This is a genomic window from Legionella jamestowniensis (genome assembly GCF_001467745.1).
GTDB classification, from domain to species: Bacteria; Pseudomonadota; Gammaproteobacteria; order Legionellales; family Legionellaceae; genus Tatlockia; species Tatlockia jamestowniensis.
The window spans coordinates 867,354-892,737 of sequence record NZ_LNYG01000013.1 but is presented as its reverse complement, the minus strand read 5'-3'; the positions used below and the strand labels follow the sequence as shown (position 1 = coordinate 892,737).

Below are 25,384 nucleotides of genomic sequence, written 5' to 3'. Positions count from 1 at the left end.
TTGATAAAAATTATTAATTTTATTTCTATCACATTTTCTTATAAATTTAAATCATTAAAACAATTTTTCTAATGGCGGTCGCATAAAATGATTTTAAATTTAATACATTTCGAAGCTGTTTTTCCAATATTAGCTTTATTTGTTAACGCTATGATAGGAAAAAAAAGATCACATCTGGCTGCAAGACTAGCAAGTTACTTCATGGGGAGTGGGTTTGTGGCTGGATTAATACTTTTAACAGGGGTTCATTTTAGTCGCACGGCAGTAAATTTTGCAGAGAACTTAAATACCGTACCTCTATTACTTTGTACGTTAATTTTTTTTATTAGTTTCATTGTTCACCGTTACTCTGTTCACTACATGGATGGGGATAGGTTCTACCGTCGTTATTTTTTCAATCTATCAGCAATTACATTAAGCACAACATGGATGGTACTCACTGATAATCTTTTCATCTTTGCGTTTTTATGGACATTAAGTAATTTTTTACTTGTAGTATTAATGATTCATAAAAAAGAATGGGCTCCTGCCAAAAGCGCTGGGGTGTTAGCTTTAAAAACATTAGTACCAGGTAGTGTCATACTACTAAGTGCAATTAATTTTATAACACAAGTAACCCATCTCACATCGATTAACTCTTTGTTAAATCTATCGCATCAATTATCACCTCAAATACACTTATTTTTTTCGACTTTATTAGTTATCTCAGCAGTTATGCAGTCTGCCCTGTGGCCTTTTCATCGATGGCTTATTAGTTCATTAAATTCCCCCACTCCTGTATCTGCTTTGATGCATGCTGGCCTTATTAGTGGAGGAGGAATCTTGATCATAAGATTTGCACCCTTATTTGATGAAAAGATCTTAACCTGTTTATTTTTACTGGGTGCTTTATCTGCTCTGCTTGGAACATTTTGGAAGTTGATCCAGCATGATATTAAAAGAATGCTTGCTTGTTCCACCTTAGCCCAAATGGGATTTATGATGATGCAATGCGGTCTGGGGCTATATGCTTCAGCGATTGCACATTTATGCTGGCATGGGTTGTTCAAAGCCTATCTTTTCCTTAATGCTGGTTCGGCGATTCATCAAAAAAGCCTGAAAGAAACAACCGGCACTCCCTTAAAATCGTTTTTGACAGCGCTTATAGGTGGGTTTATAGCAATGGCACTATTTGCGATAACCATTAATAAACCTATTTTCTTCCTGGCGCCTACCACTTTTCTTTTAATGTTTGCTTTCATTGCTGGTGCTCAGTTTAGCCTCACTTTGCTTAACAGCAATCCAACTTTTAAACGAATCACCATGACCTATGTACTAAGTAGCATTGCAGGTGTTTTCTACGGGTTAAGCATTTTTTTGATTGAGTCATTAGTTCCACAGCTAGTCATATCCTCTATCTCAAAGCTTACGCTAATACATCTTATTCCCATGGTTGTTTTCTTTACCCTATGGATAGTTACTAATCTTGGAGTATTTGTACGCATCAAAAGAACACAATTTTGGAGTCGTTTCTATGTAGCAATGATGAATGCAAGTCAACCTCATCCAAAAACTGTAACCACGTTACGAAATCTTTATTACTACTAATTTTAATTAAGGAGTCTTTAATGAAAAGCTCAGCGTTAATAAAAGAAAGGGATCACTACGAGATTTCTCAATCCATAAACGATAATTTCGAAAGTGTACAGGCTGAAATACGTTTGCTTATAAAAACTTGTGCACAAGAAATAGTACCTGTTTGGCCACTTGAAACATTTATTGCTTGCAATCCGTTGCAAGGGTTTGAGGCTAGAAGTTTTGAGGAGGCTTTAACACAGGGGAATTTAAATCGGGAAAGGCAGAAACGTAATGTACCTCTGGAAGAGGTCAATCTTCAGATGATTAAATGGTGTGGCGGTTTTCTGGATGCAGGGCAAGGGGCTATTGAAATGCCCCATCGAGACAAAGGCTTCTACCAGGGCTTTTTAGCATTGGCTTATTATGATAAGCAGCTGCATAGAAATAAAAAAGAGTTAAAGCATTGGATAAAAAATTTACCCAAAACGGCTGAAGAAGCGGTCCATTTTTGTCTAGAACAGCTTGGTGTTGATGTGAATCGCCGTGTGCAATTTATCAAACAAACGCTGCAATATTTACCTGGTTGGGCTGGTTATGTTAAATGGCGATCAGAATGGAAAAATATTATAAATCCCGGTGAAAAGCCAGTTACATTGACTGATTTTGTGGCCATCAGATTAGTGATTACCTGCCTTATGTGGCCTGATGCAGCGCAAGAAAAAAAAAAGAAGAAAGTGGTGGTTTCCATTTAAAACAACTTATTAAGGATTTAAAGCAAAATGAAATTACTTATAGAACTGAATTGCTAAATGCTCTTTTCCCTTATGTCAATAAAAAAACTCGTCACTCTAAAAGGGCGGATGTACAGATGGTTTTTTGTATTGATGTCCGCTCTGAACCTTTTCGTCGTGCTTTAGAGCAGTGTGGCAACTATGAAACACTAGGCTTTGCAGGATTTTTTGGGTTAGCGATTCAAATAAAGAATAATGAACAACTCAAAGATCTTTGTCCTGTTCTTTTAAAGCCTAGTTTTCAAGTTGAGGAAAAATTTTTAGCAAATTCTGATTTAGTCAACAATATAAATACGGTTAACGAGGCAAATAAAGCATTTTTACAGCTCTATCCGCAATTAAAATATAATTTTTCCACCGCTTTTTCTTTGGTTGAAGCCTTAGGACCCTGGTATGGCCTGCGCATGCTTTTGCAGTCTACGTTCCCCAATATTTCAAGAAAAGTAAGTACTTTTATAAAAAAATTGGCTTCAATAAAACTAGAACAAGTTAAATCAGTGTTTACAATAACTGAAATAGAAAATAATTCACCTATGACGCTTCACCAACAGATTAACCACGCAGAAACCATTTTGAATTTGATGGGCTTGACTTCCAATTTTGCAAAGGTCGTTGTTTTTTGTGGTCATGGAAGTACAACTCTAAATAATCCCTATGCATCATCATTAGATTGTGGTGCTTGCGGCGGGAACCAAGGTGACATAAATGCAAGACTTCTCGCTACCATTTTAAACAAGGTTGAAGTGCGCCAAAGTCTGGAAGATAAAGGTATCCACATTCCATTGGATACACAGTTTTTTGGGGCGCTGCATAATACCACCACCGATGCAGTGGAGGTTTTTGATAAGGCTCAACGGGTAATTTATCCAACTATTCTTAGTGAGCTGAAAGAGAATTTAAAAAGGGCTCAATCAGCAAACAACAAGGAACGAAGTTTAAACTTAACAGTAATTCAGAGTCCTAAAAATATATTTCGAAGAAGTAATGATTGGTCTGAGGTAAGACCAGAGTGGGGATTGGCTCGTAACGCGGCTTTTATAGTCGCCCCTCGCTGTTTAACCAAAGATCTTAATCTAGCGGGTAGATGTTTTCTTCATTCTTATAAATGGGAAAATGACCCTGACGGAGTTTATCTGGAAATGATTTTAACTGCGCCAATGATTGTGGCACAGTGGATTAATGCACAGTATTTATTTTCAACAATTGATAACATAAGCTATGGAAGTGGAAGTAAAATTACTCATAATGTCACCGGAAAAATTGGTGTTATGCAAGGTAATGCCAGTGATTTAATGCATGGCTTACCGGTTCAGTCAGTGATGATTAACGATCAAAAGTATTATCATATACCCCAACGTTTGTTAACTGTAGTCTTGGCACCCCGAGATATAGTTAGCTCTATTATCAAAAAGCATAAGATCCTAGAAAATTTATTTTTTAATGAATGGGTACATTTAATTGTAATTGACCCTACGGATAATCAATTTTATAGACTTGAAAAGCCAGGTCATTGGATTGGGGTAACGAAAAGAACGCTTTACAACTTTAGACAGGATTAAAGGAAACTCCATGAACTATTATGACAATAAACAAGTTTTGCTTGCTACCATGCATGGAAAAGAAAAAGCAATATCCAATATTTTTTTAAAGAATCTAAATTGTGAGGTTTGTGTTGAAAGCTTTGATACTGATCAATTTGGGACATTTACAGGGGAGAAGCCCAGACTATTAAACCCTTATGAAACTTGCCTTTTAAAAGCAAAAAAAGCCATAGAACTCTATGGGTATGAGCTTAGTTTGGCAAGCGAGGGAAGTTTTGGCCCCCATCCCGCTATACCCTTTATACCTGCTGGCCATGAAATTATGGTTTTTTATGATAAAAAAAATAATTGGATAATCTCAGAGCAATTAATTTCAGAAAAAACAAATTTTAATATGGTAACTATTGATAGCCAAACAGAATTAAAGAGTTTTTTAACCAAAATTGGTTTTCCTAACCATGCTGTTACCCTTCAAACTAATACAACAAAAGAAGTAATTGCCAAGGGAATAAAAGACCTGTCTTCATTGTCTAGCGCTTTAAAGAAAGGTTTTCAAAAAGAAAATCAATTATATTTGGCAACTGACATGCGTGCCATGATGAATCCAACAAGAATGGGGGTCATAAGAGAGCTTGCACATAAATTAACACTTAAAATTGCAAGTTTTTGTCCCGAATGTAAAGCACCAGGTTTTGGATATGCAAATACTCAAGGACATTTAAATTACAAAGTGTGTGATTCACCTACCTCTTTTTTTAGGGATGAAGTTTGGAAATGCATACAATGTGATTACAAGGAAATAAAACCTAGAAAAGATGGATTACAATTGGTTGAACCACAGTACTGCAATTATTGCAATCCTTAGTTGCGCTACAAGAATAGTAGACAAGATGAGGCCCACATGAAACAAGATCTGGATTAAAAAAATACAAATGCAATAAACAACAATAATATATCCTTTAAATATTAATCTACTGTTTTGCCACTTGGTTTTGAATTGATTTTTGCTGGAGTAAGGATGTTGGTGATACGAGAGACAGTTCTATCGACCCTTCTTTGTAGCATAATTTCAACCATTACTGTTTCATTCGGATGCAGAATTTTATTAATATCAGCAAGCGAGGAATGAAAGTCAAGTAACTTGTAATAAGCAAGGGCTTGGTCACTCGCTTCGGGGCGTGCCCTGATACGAAATCCGAGATTACCTTGCATTTTTGGCGTGTTAATCCCGGCTTCCATAATATCGTAGTCAAGGTAATACGTAAGCTTTCCTTGATTATGTTGGTTTCGCTGACGATCTCCAAAGAAACCTTTGGGTAGCGCATGTTCGCTATATTGGGGGCCGGCAGTTAGATACAGATCATAATCGTTAAGATAGTTTCCCCTGTCATCAACAAGTCGAAATATAATCATGGAGTAGCGGTTTGTAATGTATTTGCGCTTATAGAGAGGTGTGTTCACAACTTGTATATGTTCATTGTGCTGGGTTTCTTCAGTAAGCTTAGCTAGCTCTTTTGTCAATGTATTATAGGAGTCACGATTTTTTACTTGAAGGCATCGTAAGATCCATATGGCCGTAGGATGGGTGGCTGCATTGGCCATGGTAACACTGCGAATAATTCCCATTCTTTTACCGGAGTGAGAACACCCTGGCAGAACACCAAATGCCATGGGTTTTGTACGTGTCATATTAGCGACAACAAGATTTTCACCGTTAGTACCCTCCTGATGTAACTTTAATAGACTATAATTCATATTTGCAGCAGCGACGCGTATCACTCCATCAGACCCGGATTCCCCGGTGTAAGAGTTAATAGCATCATACAGCTGGCGATCAATTTTCTGGCCTGTAAGTACAAAGGCATAGATGCCGTTGGTTGTGCAATTGTAATCAAGCCAACTTTCATTAAGTTTCCAGCTCATATCACTGCCAAGCTCAAGCCAATCAAGGACATGCTGTCCCGGTTCAATACCTTCAAAAAAACTTTTTATACGGCCTAGTCGGGATTTACCAAGTTGGGCAAGCGCAGAACCGTGGTTTGCGGGAGCCAGCATAATCAGATGACTCAATGGGCATTTTGCAAGATTATTTTTAAAATATAAATCCATCCATTTTCGAACAACGGGGCCACCGGCTGAGTGAGTAATACAAGCAAAACGTTCCCCATCTCGCAGCTTATCAGCAATTCCATCACGCACTGCATGGTCAAATGCACGGGCAATATCGTCGACTGTAACTGTATCGTCAAAGCTAATATAGTGCCCAAGATAAATATTACCAACTTGAATATCCAGCTTTCCGTCTTTGCCCTCACGTTCAAGCCATTGCGGAAGCTCCCCATAAGTATTGGTATGTGTGACACTCCAACCATGAACGAAAATAACAATCATAATTTTTCTTAACTTATTGATTCTATAAGGGCATTGGTGAAGAAATCGATGATATTGGATTATTTTACAAGAAAATAGCGAAGTCAAATGAATACTTAAGAATTCATAACTTGTTGAAAAGCAATTGGCTCTAACTGTATTCATCAGTAAAGCCAACCTACTGGTATTCTTACATAAAATTATTCAAAATTTCGCCTTGCAAAAACAAACAAAGGCATGCTCCAGGCGTTTAACCAATTAATTGCAGAAATTCACTGCGGCTTGAAGGGTTATTTCGCATGTCACCCAGCATGACTGAGGTGGTCATTACGGAGTTCTGTTTTTCAACACCTCGCATCATCATGCACATATGCTTGGCTTCCATGACAACAGCGACCCCACGTGCTCCAGTAATTGATTGAATGCAATTTGCAATTTCGGAAGTCAATCGCTCCTGAATTTGTAACCGGCGCGCGAAGTAATCTACAATACGTGCTATTTTGGATAGCCCCAATACTTTACCGTTAGGTAAATAGCCTACGTGGCATTTTCCAAGAAAGGGAAGCAAGTGATGTTCACACATGGAATACATCTCAATGTCTTTTACGATGACCATTTCACTCATATCAGACTCGAATAGGGCATCGTTAATAATATCATCGAGCTGTTCATGATACCCTTTGGTTAGATAAAGCAAAGCATTTGCAGCTCGTTCAGGGGTATCACGCAATCCCTCTCGTTCTGGGTCTTCACCAATTCTCTTTAAAATTTGTTTATATAGTTCGTGCATTGTACGAATCCTAGCCTGGAGGCCAAGTCATCTGTCGGCCACCCAGTAGATGTAAATGAATGTGGTAAACTTCCTGCCCGCCACCGGAGTTAACATTAAATACCAGCCGATATCCGTCTTCGCTTAGCTGCTCCACTTTGGCCATATTTTTTGCTGTTAGTATCATACGGCCTAACAATTGCTCATCCTTGCTATCTGCATCGTTAATCGTCGCAATATGCTTTTTCGGAATTAGCAACAGGTGTATAGGAGCTTGTGGTTTTATATCGCGTATCACAAGAATCTCTTGGGTTTCAAACACAATATCCGCTTTTATTTCCCCTGAGGCAATCTTACAAAATAAGCAGCTCATATTCATCCTGATAGTTTTGGCTTAACCTACAATTATAGCTCGAGTTAGTATGGATAAAAAAGTGCCCTGAAAACTAATGCAGGGCAAAATCCTATTTTAACCAAATATAAACGACATTATTATCATCCTGAGTATCCCAGCCACACTGTGGCAAACATCAAAAAAAACGACCGTCATCCCGAACGTAGTGAGGGATCCCTTTGCAGGATGTCTCACTACGTTCGACATGACGTACGTCTTTGGGGCAAACGAAAGAATCTCATTGTTGAAGCTCAAGACTTATCTGCGGGAGGTCCTTCGCTTTGCTTAGAATAATGGTATGAATTTAATTCAAAGAGCATGATTTTTGTCCTGAAGTGCATATAATTTCACCTTGTTGGAAATAGTAATTTTTTGCCTTTTAAGACCGTTTTGCGCATAATAGCGCGTCTTTAAAATTAGATTGGTGCGAGAAAATGGGTTTAATGAGTATTAAAAGTGGCCGTGATGTACCGAATGAAATCAATGTCATTATAGAAATTCCTATGCACGGGGAGCCTGTTAAATATGAAGTTAGCAAGGAAACGGGAGCCTTATTTGTCGATCGTTTTTTGACAACCGCGATGTATTACCCTGCTAACTACGGTTATATCCCTCAAACGTTATCTGAAGATGGTGACCCGGTGGATGTACTGGTTGTAACTCCGGTACCTTTATACAGTGGTTCCGTTATTCCTTGTCGTGTGGTGGGGATGCTGAAGATGGCGGACGAAGCTGGAGTAGATGCCAAGCTTCTTGCTGTGCCAACTAACAAATTAACCAAAATGTATGAAAAAGTGGAAACGTATAAGGATTTACCACAGCATTTGCTATCATCACTTGAGCATTTCTTCCAGCACTATAAAGATCTAGAAGAGGGCAAATGGGTTAAAGTGAATGGTTGGGAAGGGCCAGAAGCAGCTCGAAAAGAAGTTATAGCAAGCGTTGAGCGTTATAAAGAAAGTCAGTAAGCGCCAAGTGACAGAGATTTATGCGTTGATAACAGTGCAGTATTGCAGCCTGATTATTTTAAAGCTTAAATCTCTGATTTCCAATATGCCCTCATTTGTTTAAAGAATTTGATCATCCTTTAAAATTCGTTCCAATTCACCCCGGGCTTGTTGTGAAAGGTTAATTAATTCGTGCTCTTTTTCAAAAAAAGTGAAGGATTTTTGTAAGGTAAGTTCATCGTGCCGGGCAAAAGCTTGCGCCTTCGTTTTTAAACTTTCTTCCTCATAGCCCAGAAATTTCATAATTTCCTGAGCCATAGACAGCGATGAATCGAAGGTTTCCCGTTTGAAATAATCAACTCCTGCTTTATGTAATTCATACGCATGACGACGATTGCGGGCACGTGCATAGATTTTAAGTTGCGGAAATTCTTGTTTTGCAAGTTTTACGATTTCAAGAGAGGTATCTGGATCATCAACAGTAATAATAAGTAATTTGGCCTGCTGGGCGCCTGCATTTTTGAGTAAGTCAAGTCGAGAAGCATCACCAAAGTGCCCCTTAATACCAAATTTTCTTAGTTGTTCAATCTGTTGTGGATCGTTTTCTAGTACTGTTAACTCAATACCTTGTGCATTTAAAAAACGTCCAATAATTTGCCCAAAGCGACCATAACCAGCAAGAATAATAGAATGTTGGATATCAATTGCATCAAATTGATGAGGAGGTAAAATGCTTATAAATCTGGGTACAATTAAGTATTGGTAAATAAGGACTAAAAAAGGCGTACTGGCCATAGAAAGTGCGACAGCCAAGGTGAAGAAGTTTGCATCCTGCAGGCTAATCACATTTGTACTATAGGCAAAGGTAAATAATACAAAAGCAAACTCACTCCCTTGAGAAAGAACTAATGCAAAGGCAATACCTTGTAATGTGGTAAGTCCAAAGAAGCGTCCCAACATTAAGAGTATTGAAATTTTTATTAAAATGAAGCTGGCTACGACACTAAATAGTGTTATAGGCTGTTGGACCAGTAGATGGAAGTTCATGCTCATCCCTACTGAAATAAAAAACAAGCCAAGTAATAATCCTTTAAACGGTTCAATATCCGTTTCCAGCGTACGTTTATAGGCGGAATTCGCTAACACTACTCCTCCGATAAAAGCACCTAACCCTGGCGATACTCCTACTGTTTGCATTAACAAGGTAATACCTACAATTAAAGCCAACGAAGTAGCCGTAAACACTTCACGCAGGTTGGTTTGAGCTATTAAATAAAAAAAATGATGAGACAGGTAATGGCCGGCTAAAATAACCGCACCAATAATGCCAGCAATTAATCCGGCATGAGACCATCCAGTTAATACTGAAACAGGGTAAGCCGTAGACGTTATTGCCTCTGGACTGGTAAGCATGGGCATTAAAATTAGAATGGGGATTACCGCAATGTCTTGAAAAAGAAGAACAGCAAATGAAGTTTCGCCAGTGGCGGTGTGCATTAATTTTTTTTCTTGCAGTATTTGTAAAACCAGGGCTGTAGATGAAAGAGATAGGGCCATACTTATGGCAAGGCTCACCCGCCAGTTATAACCTGCCAAAAGCCCGAGCCCCATTAACAAAATGGTAGTGAGGGTAACTTGCAATCCACCTAAACCAATGATGGATTTGCGCAATTGCCACAATCTGGCTGGTTCTAATTCCAACCCTATTAAAAACAACATCATAATGACACCAAATTCAGCAAAATGCATAATTTGCTCTGAATTGGTAATTAAATTAAAACCAAAAGGGCCTATTAAAATTCCTATGAGGAGGTAACCTAATACGGAGCCTAGTTTAAAGCGGCTTGCCAGCGGTACAATAATAGAGGCTGCTGCGAGGAAAATAAAAATATGGAAAAGTAGGCCGTTATTCATTTTATTCTTCTTTTAAAGCGTTAATAAAGAGTATACTTGAAGCCTTCGGTCTGTTATACAAAGCAGCCGTATTTGCAGCATTATGTTTTTTGAGGTTAGTAATAAGGAAATTAATAACTGGAGAACAATATGCCATTTCGAATCCCCCCGATGTCAGAGTTATTGAAAGCTGCTAATCAACTGGAGATAACTTATGCAGAAATAAGAAAAGAGAAAGACTCTAATCGTTTTCTGGGAAGTATTCGTCCTGCGACTTATAATTCCGATAGAATAAATGATATGCAGTTTATTAAAACGTTGGCACAACATATCAGTGATAATAAAGCAAATTACAGCAATGTTGACGCTTCATTCAAAGGTCAAGATTATGCTTTGGTGGTTGCCCCCTTCCTGAAAGAAGCACTGTCTGGAGCGCTGTTGCTGGATCTTCTAAAAATTACCAGAAGTTATAAGGGTGATGAAACCAGTGTCAAGAAAAATAGTGCATTAGGTAATGTTATTCTGGATTTGTTTAAAATAGATGGCTTAAGTGAGGTGCCTTTGGATAAACAAAAAAAATGTCTTGAAGCACTCAAAACTTATATCCAAATTTATGACGCTCATGCCAAAGCAAATAATGAAAATCCCATACAATGGCATGGCCAGAGAGCAAATACGGAATTGAGAAAAATTATCGAACGAGAAATTAAAACTATTATTGAACTTGAGGCACAAAATAACCCACATAATATTGCTGTCCCCTATTAAGGTAAAAGTAACTGTCTCGCAGACAATACTGTGAGACAGTTACTTTATTCATTATTAAGACGCAGCACTCCTCTGGAAATTGTGCCTAACACTTTAATTGTTCGTATATCGGTCTTTAAGGGATTAGCACTCAGCAAAGTCATGTCTGCTAATTTGCCAGGAACAAGCGAACCCTTATTATTTTCAAGTCCATATAACACGGCAGCGTCTAGTGTTAATGCTTTCAAGGCATCTATAAACTTTAACGATGCTTTGGCAGGTTTGATTGATACACATCTAGCATTCCCTGGTGGCCAGTTTGGCAATTCACCTGAATTCATCATTGCTATTAGGTGCAAAGGGGCAGGTGGCGCAGCCGGGGGGTTCGCATGGGCGCTTAAACTGGTCATAATTTTTTTTGCACTTACTAAAGGGGTTGTCTGATAGTTTCCCTGTGCATCGCGAAAAAAACTACAAAAAGCAGTTCCCCAGTAATAAAAATGCGGCACAAACCAACTGACCTTCACTTTTAAATGTTGCAGGCGTTGCAACTGATCATTACGTACAAAAGGGGCATTGATAATGATGGCATTTAACGACCCTTCACTTGGCGTATTTTGTACTTTATTAATCAAATTTAAAGCCAAATCAATAGCGGCATCACCATTGCATTCCAGGGCTACCGGTACTTTCTCCTTATCCGCTGCTTCAAGAAATTGTTCTAATTCTCTTGGAGATTTTTTAAGGGTATCAGGCCAGCTATTACCAGAATGAAGACGATTTGTTTGTAGCGATGATGGGGTTGTAAGAAATGCGGCTCCATCTTGAGCACTACCATCTACTTTAAACAACACCGGTCCAGCATATAGACGGAAAAAATCCTGATAGGTCAAATCCATGCGTTGCTTTTCAGTAATCGTTGAAGGTAACAAAACCACATCAAGAGGAAAGTTGGGAGATAACGTTAATTGCTCATAGTCAGCAATCCAGGCTGGGTTAAGCATCGTCTCAGTCGCTGTGGTATAACCTTGTTGAGTATATTGACGTGCTGCTTGTTGTATTGCCTTGCTTGCCTCTTCTTTGTTGATCAGGTGACCAAACACTTTCATTAATGAAGTATTGCGAATAAATCCATGGTTATCGATAACCATGTTTTTTTCATGATTAAAAGCAGTAATTTTTTGCATGGCTGCCTGATTAACTAAGGCTTGTGCCCCTGATGCATAAAGGACAAGGGTAGGGATAGTAGGTTGCAAATTAGTTAACATGGTTTGGTTTAAAGATTCCCCTTGCATGCGTAATGGATCATAGCCATTCACAATTACCCATCCATCGGCATTAGGAGCCTTATGTTTAAGAGCAGCTAAAAATGTATTAAGACTTTTAATTTCTTGCCAATCAGATTGCTTAAGCGCGTTGGTTGTTGATACATCGAGAGCATTTTCAGATAACCAGCCATAAAGAAGAAATTTTGAATAAGTATCGATAAACCCTGGTACAACATATGCCCCTTTTAAATCAATAACCTGTGTGTCTTTGCCCTGGCAAGCACGCATTAAGTTTGCTTTGTCGCCAAGCGCTAATAAGCGATGTCTCCCCACAGCTACGGCAGAGACTTCTGGTTGTTTGGGATTTAAAGTAATAAATGTTGCGTTAACATATATCGTGGCTGCATTTTGACATAGATGAGGCTTTGGAGGCAGGGAATAGCTGGGATGGGACAAGAGAAAAATAGCTAATCCAATAGACACGATGAATGCTTTAAGTCGCTTCATGTAACCATCCTCTGAATGCATTAGTTTTATCCTATCAAGTTCTAATTGAAGGGCAAAGTCCGCAATACAATTTTATTATGATGTAATTTTGTACAGTAGGCCAGTATTATGATATAATACCTCACCCTGATAGCTTGATTTGCTAAATGAAACCGCGATATTTTATGTGTCGCGTCAATGAATATCGCCTTAAAACTATTCCCTAATTTACAAATTCACCAGGGTAGCGTAGAGTAAGGCTATTTTTGTTTAGTTTTTACACGATTATTAAGGTTATCTTAAGCTTGTCCACGTTACAATGACCTTTTGCAAGTAGTTTGGAACAGCAGAGAAGGAATGCAATGAGCAGTAGAAAACACGCGTTAACTATTTTCAGTTTGACTATGATTACCGTTGGCTCAGTCGATAGTATTCGCAATTTGCCAGCAACTGCCTTATTTGGAAGTCAGCTGATTTCTTTTTTTATTTTGGGTGCTTTGTTTTTTTTAATTCCTACTGCTTTGGTTTCCGCAGAATTGGCTTCTGGATGGGCTAAACAAGGCGGAATCTATATCTGGGTAAAAGAAGCTTTCGGCAAGAAAACAGGATTTTTGGCAATATGGTTACAATGGATTGAAAATGTGATTTGGTATCCAACCATTTTATCTTTTGTTGCTGGAACAATTGGTTATTTGATTAATCCGGGTATGGCGGATAATCCATATTTTCTATGGTTAGTGATAGTTAGCTCATTTTGGGGGGCGACACTGCTAAATTTAAGGGGTATGCGTTCATCCGCTTTATTCAGTAACATTTGTGCGCTGTCAGGCCTTCTCTTACCAATGGCACTGATTATTGGTTTAGGTGCCTTGTGGATAGTGGGCGGTAACCCTTTACAAGTTCAATTCGATTCACATAGCATTAGCCCACATTGGCAGGATAAATCAATGTGGGTTTCTTTAACTGCTATTATGATGTCCTTTTGTGGTATTGAAATTGCGACGGTACATGCCAATGATGTACAAAATCCTCAACAAGCTTTCCCCCGCGCGTTAATCTATTCTGTGCTTATTATCCTTAGCACCCTGATTTTAGGTTCATTAGCCATTGCAGTGGTTTTGCCTCAACATGACATCAATCTTGTTGCAGGGATTATGCAAGCATTTGATGCGTTTTTTGCCAGGTACCATCTAAGTTGGTTTATGCCTATTGTCGCAGTCATGCTGGTTATGGGAGGGTTAGGAGGTGTCAGTAACTGGATTATTGCTCCAACCAAAGGGTTATTAGTCGCCGCAGAAGATGGAAATTTGCCCGCATTGTTTCAAAGAGCTAATCGTAATGGGGCTCCGATTGTTATGTTAATTTCACAGGCAGTAATTGTAACTATTCTTTCTGCTTTATTTCTTTTTATGCCTTCTGTTAATGGTTCTTACTGGTTATTAACTGCCCTGGCAGCACAGCTTTACATGCTCATGTATTTACTTATGTTTTTTGCTGCTTTTAAATTGCGTGTTAGTGCTCCTTCTCATCCTCGCGCTTTTCGTATTCCCGGAGGGATAATTGGCATGAGCTTGGTAGGAGGCGTTGGTATAGTGGGTTGTTTAACCACCCTAGTGGTAAGTTTCATGCCTCCGGAAGGTATAAATGTAGGGTCGGTAAGTCGTTATGAGCTTACTTTGATTGCAGGATTGATATTCATGTGTTTACCACCTTTTATCAGCACCTGGCTTCAAAATCGTGCCAGGGTTGCAGCAGAAATCGATATTGCGGCTGCGTAGCGATAGATGACTGTTAGTCTATCACTTGACGAACTAGAGGCTCGTTTGCCCGAATTAGAATGGCAAATGAGCTCTTTCGGACACACTATTTCAACCAAAATCTTACCCAAAGGACTATTCCGACTACCAGAAACAGCCAGCGCAACTGCTTTTATTAATGATATAAAAACAGATCTTAAAAGATTGGCTAACCATCAAAATGAACAAAGCGGTTTTTATCTAGCTCAAAAAATCCAGCAAAAAATCAATGTTCTAATAGCATTATGTCGTTTGGAAGTAAATCCCGCTCCACGACAAAGCAATTATTTGAGTATGATTACCACACGCCAACACTATGTAGAAGAGTTGGGAAAAGAAAAGGAACTTCTATTGCAGCAACGGCAGGCTTTAATTAATCGCTTGGAACAAACGAATGATTTAGGTACTCGATTAAATTTGAACGCCGAAGTAGGCGAAATTGAAAAACGACTCACTCTGGTGCAGGAGACTATGGTACGAGTTACCAAATGGTAGGATTACTTTATTCAAAGCAAAATCTTTGATGCTTTGCCAGTAATTTTGCGAACGCCTCTGGGGGCATGGGGTGCCCGTAAAAAAAGCCTTGACCTTCATCACAGTTGCGGCTTTTTAAAAATTTAAGCTGCTCAAGGGTTTCAATTCCTTCCGCAAGCACCCGTAGTTTAAGACTGTGTCCCATCGCAATGATAGCTTCTATGATTGAGGCATCATTATGATTATTAAGGCATTCCTGTGTAAAGGATTGATCAATTTTAAGTTTGCTTACGGGAAATGCCCTTAAGTAATTTAAGCTGGAGTAGCCGGTACCGAAATCATCAACCGTTAAACTAATGCCAAGTGCCTTAAGTTGTTTGAGTTTGTGTAAGTTTTGCTTTTTATTATCCATAATCACACTTTCTGTTAATTCTATTTCAATGTACGTAGGATCAAGCTGACACTGTTCTAACGTTTCTTTTATAAATTCGACAAAATTGTCCCTAACAAGCTGTACTCCAGAGACGTTAACAGCTAAACGTAATGGTTTAAGTCCTTGCTTTTGCCAGGCTTTATTTTGTAAACAAGCATTGGTAAAAATCCACTCCCCCAAAGGAATAATCAATTTTGATGATTCGGCCATTGGGATAAAATCCAGCGGTTGGATAATGCCTTTCGTTGGATGATTCCAACGGACTAAGGCTTCTACGCCAATAATTTCACCGGTTAATAAATCAATGGTAGGTTGATATTCCAAAAAAAATTCATTAGCAAGTAACCCACTTCGTAGATCCATTTGCATTTCAAGACTTTTTTGTGTGCTCTCGTGCAGCCTTTGATCAAAAATTTTAAAATTATTTTTTTCTTTTTTTGCTAAATACATGGCCATATCAGCATGCTTTAGCAGCGTTGCCGGGTCTTTTCCATGATCAGGAAAGAGGCTTGCCCCTATGCTTGCAGTAATCACAATTTCATGATTAAGAAGCTGTATAGGTTTAGTTAGTTTATTAAGAATTTTTTGTGAAAGCTGTGTGACATCATCATTCTCATTAAGAATGAATAAAATGACAAACTCATCCCCACCGAACCGGGAAATAGTATCACTTTTGCGTAGAAATAAAGTAAGTCTTCTTGCAATTTTTTGCAATAAAATGTCGCCATGGTTATGCCCTAGATTGTCATTGATTAATTTAAAATTATCAATATCAAGAAAAAATAGAGCGACTTGATTACCATAGCGCTTAGCATAGGCAATGGCTTGATGTATCCTATCGTAAAGTAAGGTACGGTTAGGTAAGCCAGTTAAAAGATCATGCGTGGCTTGATAAGCCAATTGTTTTTCCATTTGCTTACGCATGGTGACATCGCGAAAGCTCCATACATAGCCTACCGTAATATGCCGTAGTTGATGAGGTTTCGAATGCCACTCATAGATATTTCCCGTGTTTAACAGGATTTCATAATCAGTTTCCAGTTCGGGATTGGCACGTAACTCATCAATTTTTGCCAGAAAATCTTGCGGAAGTTTAAGTTGACTAAGTATTTCGTCAATAACTAGGGCAAGATCGGTTTTGGGGGCAAAGTTTTCTGGTATTTTCCACATCTCTATAAAGTTTTGATTGTAATATTCAATTCGCCCTTTCAAATCAATGACGAGTAAACCATCTGTTGTCGATTCCAGGGTCGATTTGGTAATGGCCAGTGATTTCTCCAATTCACGCGTGCGTTTGGCAACACGACGCTCAAGTAGTTGATTGAGGGTATCAAGATCAATGTTTTTATAATGTAAAGAAAGAAAACTGGTCAAAATTTTATTGGAATAATAACAACTAATAAGGACGGCGGGCATGTAAATTAGTCCACAAAACCCAAGGAGAATATAAATATCGCCTTGCCAAAATAGCCATACAGTAAAAGGGATAAAGGCTGGAAAAAGATAAAGCGCGTAAGTTGAAACAACGGGTGCAAAGAAGGACATGGAGCCTGCTGTGAGGCCAAAAATAAGTATTACTACAAAGCTTTGATAAATGAGATTTTCTGTTGGCATTAAAATAGAGCTTGCAAAGCCCCAACCACAGCCAGAAAGAAAAGTAAAAATTGAAAACCACCTTAACCAGATTTTAGGATTATAGTGCTTTTTTTTGAGTTTATAAGACATTGCTATGCTAAACCAGATTAAACTAATGGATAGCATGTAGATGCCCCATCCGAGGAGTAGTTGATGATTTACCACAGGCCAAATAGCAATCGTCAAAAAAATTGCGGCCCCACATTGAGCAGAAATGCCAAAAGGATTTTGCTCGTAAAGTAAATGAACTTGATCAGCTAAAATTTTAGTGGAGGGCAAAGTTTTTGCACTTTTCCTTCCCTGAAATAAGGCGGTTTTATAACTGTTTATTAATCTCATTAATTAACCAGCCTCCGACCATTGGATTCAAGCGGCTAGACTATATAATTCTTATGTAGATTAATTATAGCCACAATCCTGACGGTTGACTTAATGGTCAATTTAGGTTTTCTTAAATACTGCGTCTTAAAAATTTTGATTTCCTGCTAGAATGGTAAAAGCAGTTAATGCTGTTCAAATTACTTGCAATATCAAACTCATAACCTGTAACTAGAGGCATGGATGTTTAAAAAAATTCTCGTAAGTAACCGTGGGGAAATTGCACTTCGTATTGTGCGAGCTTGTAAAGAAATGGGTATTGAGGCTGTGACGATCCATAGCGTTGCTGACCGATACGCCTTGCATGTTAAACGTGGTTCTCATTCGCACTGTCTGAGTAAGAAACCCCTGGAAGCTTATCTCAATGGTCATCGCATCATTGAATGTGCGAAGGCCGCTGGCTGCGAAGCTATTCATCCTGGGTATGGATTTTTATCAGAAAATCCCGATTTTGCTGCTGCCTGCGAAAAAGCAGGTATCGTATTTATTGGTCCTTCCGCAGATGTTATCGCCACTATGGGGTCTAAAATTGCTGCCAGAAAAGCAATGCAACACGCGGACATTCCCGTTATACCAGGTAGTGATGGGAACTTGGAGTCCATTGACGAGGCAGTCGCTTGTGCGGAAAAATTGGGTTATCCGGTCATGCTTAAAGCGACATTCGGAGGAGGAGGGCGTGGTATTCGTCTCTGCCATGACGCGGAACAAATCAGGCACCAATACGTGCGCGTACAATCCGAAGCGAGCAAGGCCTTTGGTAATGCTCATGTTTTTATGGAAAAATTTATTGCAAACCCACGTCATATCGAAGTGCAGATTCTCGCGGATAATCACGGTACCGTTTTACATTTATTCGAACGAGATTGTTCCATACAGCGGCGCCATCAAAAACTTGTCGAAATTGCCCCCTCTGTTCAGTTAAATGATAACACTCGAAACCTTTTGTACGATTATGCCGTCAAGTCTGCAGCCGCTGTGGGTTATACCAATGCGGGAACAGTGGAATTTATTTTGGATGAGCAAAATCAAGCGTATTTTCTGGAAATGAATACCCGCTTGCAAGTTGAACATCCCGTCACTGAGCAAATTACAGGGATTGATCTGGTGCAAGAGCAAATTCGTATTGCTGCTGGGGAAAAATTAACACTGACACAGGATAAAATTACCCGGCGAGGCTATGCGATTGAGTTTAGAATCAATGCGGAAGATCCACAAAATGATTTTCTGCCCAGTTTTGGGCGTATTACACGTTACTATGCCCCGGGCGGGCCAGGGGTTCGTACCGACAGTGCAATTTATACAGGCTACACCATTCCGCCAGATTATGACTCTCTGTGTGCCAAACTGACTGTTTGGAGCCTTGACTGGTCTTCTGTATTACGCCGCGCCCGACGGGCTCTGGAAGAAATGAGGGTATTTGGGGTGAAAACAACCATTCCCTTTTATTTAGAGATGTTAAAATCCAAAGAATTCCAAGAAGGCATGCTCACCACCGGTTTAATAGAAGCACATCCCGAATGGTTACGCTATTCAAATAAATCCTTACCTCATCATAAAGCAGCAGTTATCGCTGCTGCTTTGGCGCACTATAACAAACAGGTTACGTAATGACGGTTTGTTAATAAAACTATTTGATTAATATATGATAATTAATGACGTTAATTAGCTAGTTTAATTGAAAAATTCTCTTATCTTAATTGTATCTTAATATTTAAGCGCTATGATTATTTTATCTGCAGAAATAAAAGAAATTCATTCATGGCTTATTGTAAGAAATTTATCGCTGGAATCAGCGCTATTAACTTTTCTGACTCTTCCGCTCAACTCCTCAAACAAGCGCTTTTATCGTTTGCCTACAAGGAGTTACAACAAGAACTTCAAGCAATTAAAGATAGATTGGCCCGCTTGCCTATAAAAGTGGATGAGCATGATTTAGAAAATGAGCAACTTCAAACCTATAGGAATGTGCTAGGGAATGAGCAACTACAAGCTTATAAAGAGAAACAGGCAGCTGCTGTGGCACGAATTGAGTTTCAACTTAGTATGTTGCAAGAGGAGGCTAAAAATCCTCCCTTTGATTTAGATGCAGAATTTAAAATTGATGACTCGTTTATTCAAAATTTTGCAGGTAATTTCCGTAACATCAGGCATTTAGCGGACACTTTGTCCGATGCACCTGTGGCAATTAAGCGATTACAAACTCGTCTATATACAGAAATTCTTTTTAAACTTGAACAAAAAGAGCAAGAAGTACAGTTGCAAACGTTATCGCTCGAAGATATTCGCGAGATGATAAACCAGGCGTTTGACATTTATGAAGATGAATCGAGTACTCCTCTGTTGCGTGACTTGGCAAAGAAGCTCATTTCTATGGGTATTTTCGAAATCATCCGTAGTGACTGTGAACGAGCAACAGTGAAAGAATCGTTACCTCCTTATGCACAATATAAAGAATTTCTTCTTTTATTAAACGCTAAATTACCCAATGTTGAAAAATCTAATGTGATTGATACCTTAAGCGAGCATAGAGATTCGCAAGGAAGAACTCTTATTGAATTACTCTTTAATGTTGAACGTAAATTGGGTATTTCACCTAATGATAGCTGGAAGGATGACGCTAAAATTGAAGCATTTAAAATTAAAAAAGCAGTGTTTCATAAGTTGCGTTTTGGCCAGTCAGACAGAAGAGAGTATGTAGAAAGAGTACAAAGTAACCTGGCACGCGATTTATTTTGGGGTAGAAACATTCGTGATATTGAGTTGTTTACCAAAAGTGGTGTTTCTGATGATGAGTTTTCAGCATTGGTGCAGCAAAATTCACTAAAACAATCATTCAGGAAGCCGCATTCATTGCCTGTCGACTTCTCTTTTGCAGAAAGAAAGTTGGTGGCTGTTCTTAATAAAGTGAAAGAAATTAGAAGCTCAACGACTTCCTTTGCAATAGGTGACAAAACAAGGGTAAAAGGAAATGACTTAGTAAAAATGGAACGGGTTGTGAGTGAGGAATTTAAAAAATTTTTTGTTCCCACCCTCCAGATAAAAGATGGTTTGATACATGTTAATTTTTATTATTCGTCCTTAAAGAATAATGAACTCACTCAATCTATTTTAGAAGCGAAGGGATTGGGGAGCAATTCAGAACCTTTGGTTAATGAGTTAAAAAAATTACAACGATTTAAGCATGAGATCCCTGCGATACAAGACTTAACGTTGAAAGGCAGAACCTTGGCAGAAATAGACCAGTCTTTAGAGCAATACTTTGAGGAAGACTTCGATAAGCAATTTAATAAAGTAAAAGATGTAGATCAGCGAAATGCTTATAAAAAGCAATTAAGAGATTCTTATAAAAAACAATTAAAGAGCCTGCAAGATACTTTTGATAAAGAAAAAATTAAGCAAATTAGTGACTTGCCTTTAAGTAATAATGAAGAAATTTTATTACGAAAATTATTGGAGCTGCAATCGATAGCGCCTATTAATGAAGTGACCAATGGGCTAGAGATCTCAGAGGCTCTCGAAAAAATAGCAGCCAACCAATACATAGAAGCTGTAAAAATTAAAAATTTAGAATCTGCCGTTGAAATGGCCTATCGAAATTTGGCTTCTCTCAGAGAAGCAGAGGTACCCGATTATGTGCGCCCCATTTTGCAGAAAGCAAAAACACTCTTTACCAAGGAGAGAGAAGAAAAACTAAAGACTTTAAATGAGATATTACAGTCAGAATTATCTACTACGGATAAAGAGCTTAAGCTTACTAAACTTTTCTTTGATGAATACAAAGACATGGCCCCTACACTCGCTTTGTCTGAAAAAGATTATAAGCGCTTGCATGATAATATTTTTGGCATGGCGAAAGAAACTATCAAACTGCTTGAGCGAACTCAAAATGCTCAACCCGCCTTGAAACCAGAAGAGGAGGCTGCTTATTTTGAAGCGATTAAACAGATCTCCATAGAAATAGAATCGCTTAACCTTAAAATGAATGAAGTGCGGTTTAAAATCCCTTATGCCTTAAAACCAGAACAAAAAATTATTGTAATTGATAAAGAGGGGCGGGAGCATTCGGTAAAGATTCACTTAAATGTTGAGCAACTGCCGTATTCACTTATTAAACCACCTGGTGAAAGCGAATTTATTTTTTCCTTTGGTGGTAGCCGAGGGGTCATTGCACCTTTTGCTGGGTTGGATAAAGCTTATGCGGGTGAGAGCAAACTCAAATCTCGTCTTTTTACTCATTCCCGTTTACTAGGTGTGGGACAATATGGTTCTGTCAAAGAAGTTGAAAATTTATTATCTGGTTTAAACCAGGTTATCAAAAAAGGATATGTTCCCAGCACTGAACCCACTTTTTCTGATGAAAGTCGTAATGATTTAAGAACACGACCAATTACTGCTCGTGATGATCCTTTCTATCGTGTAGAAAGTGATATCCTGAAAAATTTTTCAGCAGCAGCGATTGCTAATAAAAATACGATGATAGGGGAAACACAATATTGGCTGGAGACAGATAAGCAACGATCGAAAGGCGTTTTATTTGCTAAGGACAGTCAGCCTCAGCAATATCATCTATTAACGGGACGAGCTAAAGGGCAAACTTTTGCAGACAAGGCAAATGAGGCTTTAAATTATTATTCCAAAGATAAGCTTGCCTATCACGATCCTATCCAACGTAAAACAAATAATCTGCAAGAGCTTACGGATATGTTAGCGTTATCACAGGCTTTAGTCGGTGAAGCACAAAAATTTGCAACCTTGGGAGCCAGTGAACAAAGTCCAGAGTTTGGTTTCGCGCACAATGATATTAAACCAGAAAATTTTCTTTATAAACGAAATAGTGATGGTAGTTTTGAAGTCCGCTATATTGATTGGGCGACTGGTGGTTTTGAGCGAAAATATGAAGGTCAGCAGGAAAATTTAAAGGACATTTTTGCTGAATTGTTTGGTAGCGATCTTTCATCTGAATGCAAAGAGGGCGTCTGTGTTGATAAAGATGGTCGTTTCGTAAGGAAAAAAGAAGGTATTGGCATCGTCTACGGAATTAATCCCACTTTGCAAATTTTGCATGGTGCCCGCAGTGGAACACTCCCCTATCTTAGTCCCCAAAAAGTCTTGGGGAGTGATAGAAAAAATCGGGCATTAGCAGCTGGAACCCCTCCTAATCCCGCCTTTAATACCGTTCTTAAAACCAATGACCCTGCCCTTGATGATTGGGCATTAACTGCCATGACTTTTGGTATTTGTAATCGGCAAGCTTATTTTGCCCTGGTAAAAGGGCGAGTGGTGAATGATTACATTGTTACCGGTATTTTGGAACCGGATGACCACATTCCGCTTGGATTAAAAATTGTTGATGTCAAAAAATTTAATGAATTTTTTGCTTGTGGCAGTGAACTCGATAGCGATTCATTAAAAGATGGTACTGCTTATCATGATCCAAATGCGGTTATGTTTATTCCTTCCAATCAACGAGAAGGGGAGCCACTACATCTTTACCGACGCCTTCAAGAGTTAAAACGAGTATTAACTCCTCTAGCGGCTGAAAACATGAAGGACAGTCCTGAACAACAAATCGTTGATGAAATCGAAGAAATTTTACAAAAAGTCCATCGTTCAATTGCATTAGGTCAGGGACTGAGCAAGCAAGAGCTGCAAAAAGAATTAAATGCTGCCCAACGTTGTTTAAAAAATTATGAAAAATTAAATGACAAGGGTTACCAAGAAGCGCTTCAGAAGAAAGAAACGCTGCAAACGGTTCTGAATGAAATTCCCTCAGGAAAACCGTCTAGAAACTTAGCCAATGAATTATTACAACCTGCGCAAGAAGGTGGTCCCAGTCGCTTACAGGTATTAACCACTTATCCAGAATCACAAGAACAAATAGACAAGGTCATTAATATTTTGCAGGAGGCTTTTACTGATGAGGCTGAATTAAATGACAAATTTCTAAGTAGCGAAGCTCCAGCGCGTCATTTATTTAAAGAAATGATTGCTCAGGGACAGACAGACATTTTCACTAGTTTAGTGAATAAAATAGCTGATAAAAAAAGTGCGGAAGAGACATTATCAGCGATTACAAGTCAATTGGAAAAAATAAATCTTGAGTCTTTAGAACTTGATGAAAAAATAAAACAAACCCGCAAGGAATTTGTGGAAGAGGAAGAGCGTTTAACGCAGGTTGTAGAAACGGCGAAACAAGAAGGTGAGCATGCTGTTTCTGAGGCTGAAGTTTTATTACAGGAAACGCGTAAACGCCATGCAATGGAGCTTGAACGGTTACGCGAGTCTCAAAAAGTTTCGCAAGAAAAACATAAAGAGTTGATAGATATTCAGTCTTTAGAACTTGATGAAAAAATAAAACAAACCCGCAAGGAATTTGTAGAAGAGGAAGAACGTTTAACGCAGGCTGTAGAAACGGCGAAACAAGAAGGTGAGCATGCTGTTTCTGAGGCTGAAGTTTTATTACAGGAAACGCGTGAACGCCATGCAATTGAGCTTGAACGGTTACGCAAATCTCAAAAGGTTAACCAAGAAAATCAGAAAGCGTTGCAAGATAAGTTTGATAAAGCGACAAAAATGCGCGATGACTTTGTTAGTCTGGTTCGGGAAGACGGATTGTTACACTATGCTGCTGAACAAGGGTTAACCGAGATATTTAACAGCTTAGTAGAAGCCCTAAAGCGTGCAGAAGTAGATAATATACTCGATTTAGCACTAGCTGAATATGGACCAGGTAAAGATCAAATTCATAGCGCTCTTCATCTGAAATGGTCGACTCACTGTTTTCACATTGCCATCCGCAATAATAATAAAAAACAACTAGAAACCCTTTTAAGTTTATTGCCTAAAGACAATCGTTACGATGAAGTAATCGCAAAAGCTCTGCATTTTTGCGCAGTACTTGGAAATAAAACCTTATTTCAAGCCATTCTTGATAATCGCTTGGAGTTAGGAAGTCCTCTAACTACAGAACAAATAATGGCGATTGCTTTCCCGCCAGACAATTTATCACCCTATCATTTGTTCTTAAGTAATGAGGCGAACTTAACTGCCATTGATTGGACCGCCCTAAAACAGCAACCTGAACTTGCCAAAGACTTTTTATTATCCGCACCAGGGAATCCTTTACTGATTGCTGCAGCGAAAACGAATTTTGCAGGTGTTTTCCAATTACTCGAACTGGGACAAGAAGTACAGTTCAACGAGTGGCAACAAGTTTTTTCTCAACTCGATTCGCAGGGAAAAAATATTCTCAATTACATGCTTGAATTGGATCAATTTGAATACCTGGATCGCTTCATTCATTTTATTAAAGAAAATACTGAAAATAGTGCAGATATATTGGTTCGGCTGTTGAGTAATCCTCATCCCGCTAACCCCCTTAAAAATTTTCTATCTAAACAAACCAATCGTGATCAGCATTTTGCTATAGTGGAAACGTTACTCGATGCAATTTGCACTGATTTTTCGACAGCCACGCCAGAACAGCAGAAAGCGCGTATTGTTGCTCTTTTAATTAATAAAGAGTGGCTAATTGAGCAAGCAAAAGAGCCTAAAAACTCTTCCAAGCTTAAAGTACTTTTACAAAACAGTGCTTTATCCATACCGTTTAAACAAATTCTTTTTAAAGTTTTAAAAGAGGCGGCACAAGAAACTGAAGGTGCCCGCGCATTTTATGAGGGTTTATACAAAGAGGTTTCAAAAACATCAATAGAACTCAATAAGCCAAGTCAACTGGAAATTTCTGCTGTGTTTAACGAAGCCATTCGACAAACCGCTGATTTTAACATGTTGTTTGAAGCGTTGGCTGAAAAACATGAGCTTGCCGAAAAATTTGAGTTAGAAGTTAAAGAATTACAAAGTACGGTTAATGCCTATGTTGAAGAGGTAAAGTCCTTAACTGCTGAG

At 38.6% G+C, this 25,384-nt stretch carries 16 protein-coding genes; 10 read left to right on the top strand and 6 right to left on the bottom strand.

The genetic code is table 11. The features are described from left to right. Window positions 1-87: 87 nt before the first annotated feature. The 4 genes from Ljam_RS08285 to Ljam_RS08275 are packed head-to-tail and all read left to right on the top strand — an operon-like array spanning window position 88 to window position 4,754. Entirely contained in the window at window positions 88-1,587 is a 1,500-nt protein-coding gene (locus tag Ljam_RS08285; RefSeq protein WP_058449577.1) for a proton-conducting transporter transmembrane domain-containing protein, read from the top strand. A 20-nt stretch (window positions 1,588-1,607) separates the two neighbouring features. Then, complete coding sequence (locus tag Ljam_RS15590) at window positions 1,608-2,309, top strand: putative inorganic carbon transporter subunit DabA (RefSeq protein ID WP_274519496.1); 702 nt, start codon at window positions 1,608-1,610, stop codon at window positions 2,307-2,309. A 50-nt stretch (window positions 2,310-2,359) separates the two neighbouring features. After that, a complete protein-coding gene (locus Ljam_RS08280; RefSeq protein WP_274519495.1) occupies window positions 2,360-3,907 on the top strand; it encodes a putative inorganic carbon transporter subunit DabA in 1,548 nt (515 codons plus the stop codon). Window positions 3,908-3,917: 10 nt separating this feature from the next. Then, window positions 3,918-4,754 carry a DUF6671 family protein gene (locus tag Ljam_RS08275; RefSeq protein ID WP_058449576.1) on the top strand — a complete coding sequence of 279 codons (837 nt, stop codon included), beginning with the start codon at window positions 3,918-3,920 and terminating at the stop codon, window positions 4,752-4,754. A gap of 101 nt (window positions 4,755-4,855) precedes the next feature. Here the strand turns inward: Ljam_RS08275 and plaB are convergent, their stop codons facing one another. From plaB to Ljam_RS08260, 3 genes are all read right to left on the bottom strand, one after another. Continuing rightward, a complete protein-coding gene (gene plaB / locus Ljam_RS08270) occupies window positions 4,856-6,280 on the bottom strand; it encodes a phospholipase PlaB (protein ID WP_058449575.1) in 1,425 nt (474 codons plus the stop codon). A gap of 229 nt (window positions 6,281-6,509) precedes the next feature. Then, window positions 6,510-7,049 (bottom strand): GTP cyclohydrolase I FolE, encoded by a 540-nt coding sequence (folE, locus tag Ljam_RS08265; protein WP_058449574.1) that lies wholly within the window; start codon window positions 7,047-7,049, stop codon window positions 6,510-6,512. Window positions 7,050-7,059: 10 nt separating this feature from the next. Then, the gene (locus Ljam_RS08260; RefSeq protein WP_058449573.1) at window positions 7,060-7,401 is read right to left on the bottom strand and encodes a histidine triad nucleotide-binding protein; all 342 of its coding nucleotides are present in this window, start codon (window positions 7,399-7,401) and stop codon (window positions 7,060-7,062) included. 455 nt (window positions 7,402-7,856) lie between these two features. Between Ljam_RS08260 and ppa the strand changes: the two genes are divergently transcribed. Then, window positions 7,857-8,390, top strand: coding sequence for an inorganic diphosphatase (gene ppa / locus Ljam_RS08255; RefSeq protein WP_058449572.1), 534 nt, complete (start codon window positions 7,857-7,859; stop codon window positions 8,388-8,390). 99 nt (window positions 8,391-8,489) lie between these two features. On the opposite strand, the gene Ljam_RS08250 is transcribed toward ppa, so the two are convergent. Continuing rightward, complete coding sequence (locus Ljam_RS08250; protein WP_058449571.1) at window positions 8,490-10,283, bottom strand: monovalent cation:proton antiporter-2 (CPA2) family protein; 1,794 nt, start codon at window positions 10,281-10,283, stop codon at window positions 8,490-8,492. Between the two features lie 129 nt (window positions 10,284-10,412). On the opposite strand from Ljam_RS08250, the gene Ljam_RS08245 reads away from it, so the two are divergent. Next, on the top strand, window positions 10,413-11,030 hold the full coding sequence (locus Ljam_RS08245) for a hypothetical protein (RefSeq protein ID WP_058449570.1): 618 nt from the start codon (window positions 10,413-10,415) through the stop codon (window positions 11,028-11,030). Window positions 11,031-11,074: 44 nt separating this feature from the next. Here Ljam_RS08245 and Ljam_RS08240 read toward each other — a convergent pair whose 3' ends face one another. Beyond that, window positions 11,075-12,784 carry an amidohydrolase family protein gene (locus Ljam_RS08240; protein WP_162262919.1) on the bottom strand — a complete coding sequence of 570 codons (1,710 nt, stop codon included), beginning with the start codon at window positions 12,782-12,784 and terminating at the stop codon, window positions 11,075-11,077. Between the two features lie 341 nt (window positions 12,785-13,125). Here Ljam_RS08240 and Ljam_RS08235 point away from each other — a divergent pair, with 341 nt between their 5' ends. Together Ljam_RS08235 and Ljam_RS08230 are read left to right on the top strand one after the other, a co-directional pair. Further along, window positions 13,126-14,541, top strand: a complete 1,416-nt coding sequence (locus Ljam_RS08235) for an APC family permease (protein WP_058449568.1) — start codon at window positions 13,126-13,128, stop codon at window positions 14,539-14,541. Window positions 14,542-14,547: 6 nt separating this feature from the next. After that, window positions 14,548-15,054: a hypothetical protein gene (locus Ljam_RS08230; protein WP_058449567.1), complete on the top strand. Its 507-nt coding sequence runs from the start codon at window positions 14,548-14,550 to the stop codon at window positions 15,052-15,054. 7 nt (window positions 15,055-15,061) lie between these two features. Here Ljam_RS08230 and Ljam_RS08225 read toward each other — a convergent pair whose 3' ends face one another. Then, complete coding sequence (locus Ljam_RS08225) at window positions 15,062-17,440, bottom strand: putative bifunctional diguanylate cyclase/phosphodiesterase (protein ID WP_058449566.1); 2,379 nt, start codon at window positions 17,438-17,440, stop codon at window positions 15,062-15,064. Between the two features lie 222 nt (window positions 17,441-17,662). Here Ljam_RS08225 and Ljam_RS08220 point away from each other — a divergent pair, with 222 nt between their 5' ends. Further along, window positions 17,663-19,087, top strand: a complete 1,425-nt coding sequence (locus Ljam_RS08220) for an acetyl-CoA carboxylase biotin carboxylase subunit (RefSeq protein WP_058449565.1) — start codon at window positions 17,663-17,665, stop codon at window positions 19,085-19,087. Between the two features lie 150 nt (window positions 19,088-19,237). Continuing rightward, on the top strand, window positions 19,238-25,384 hold a 6,147-nt coding region (locus Ljam_RS08215; protein ID WP_193786986.1), incomplete at its 3' end, for a hypothetical protein.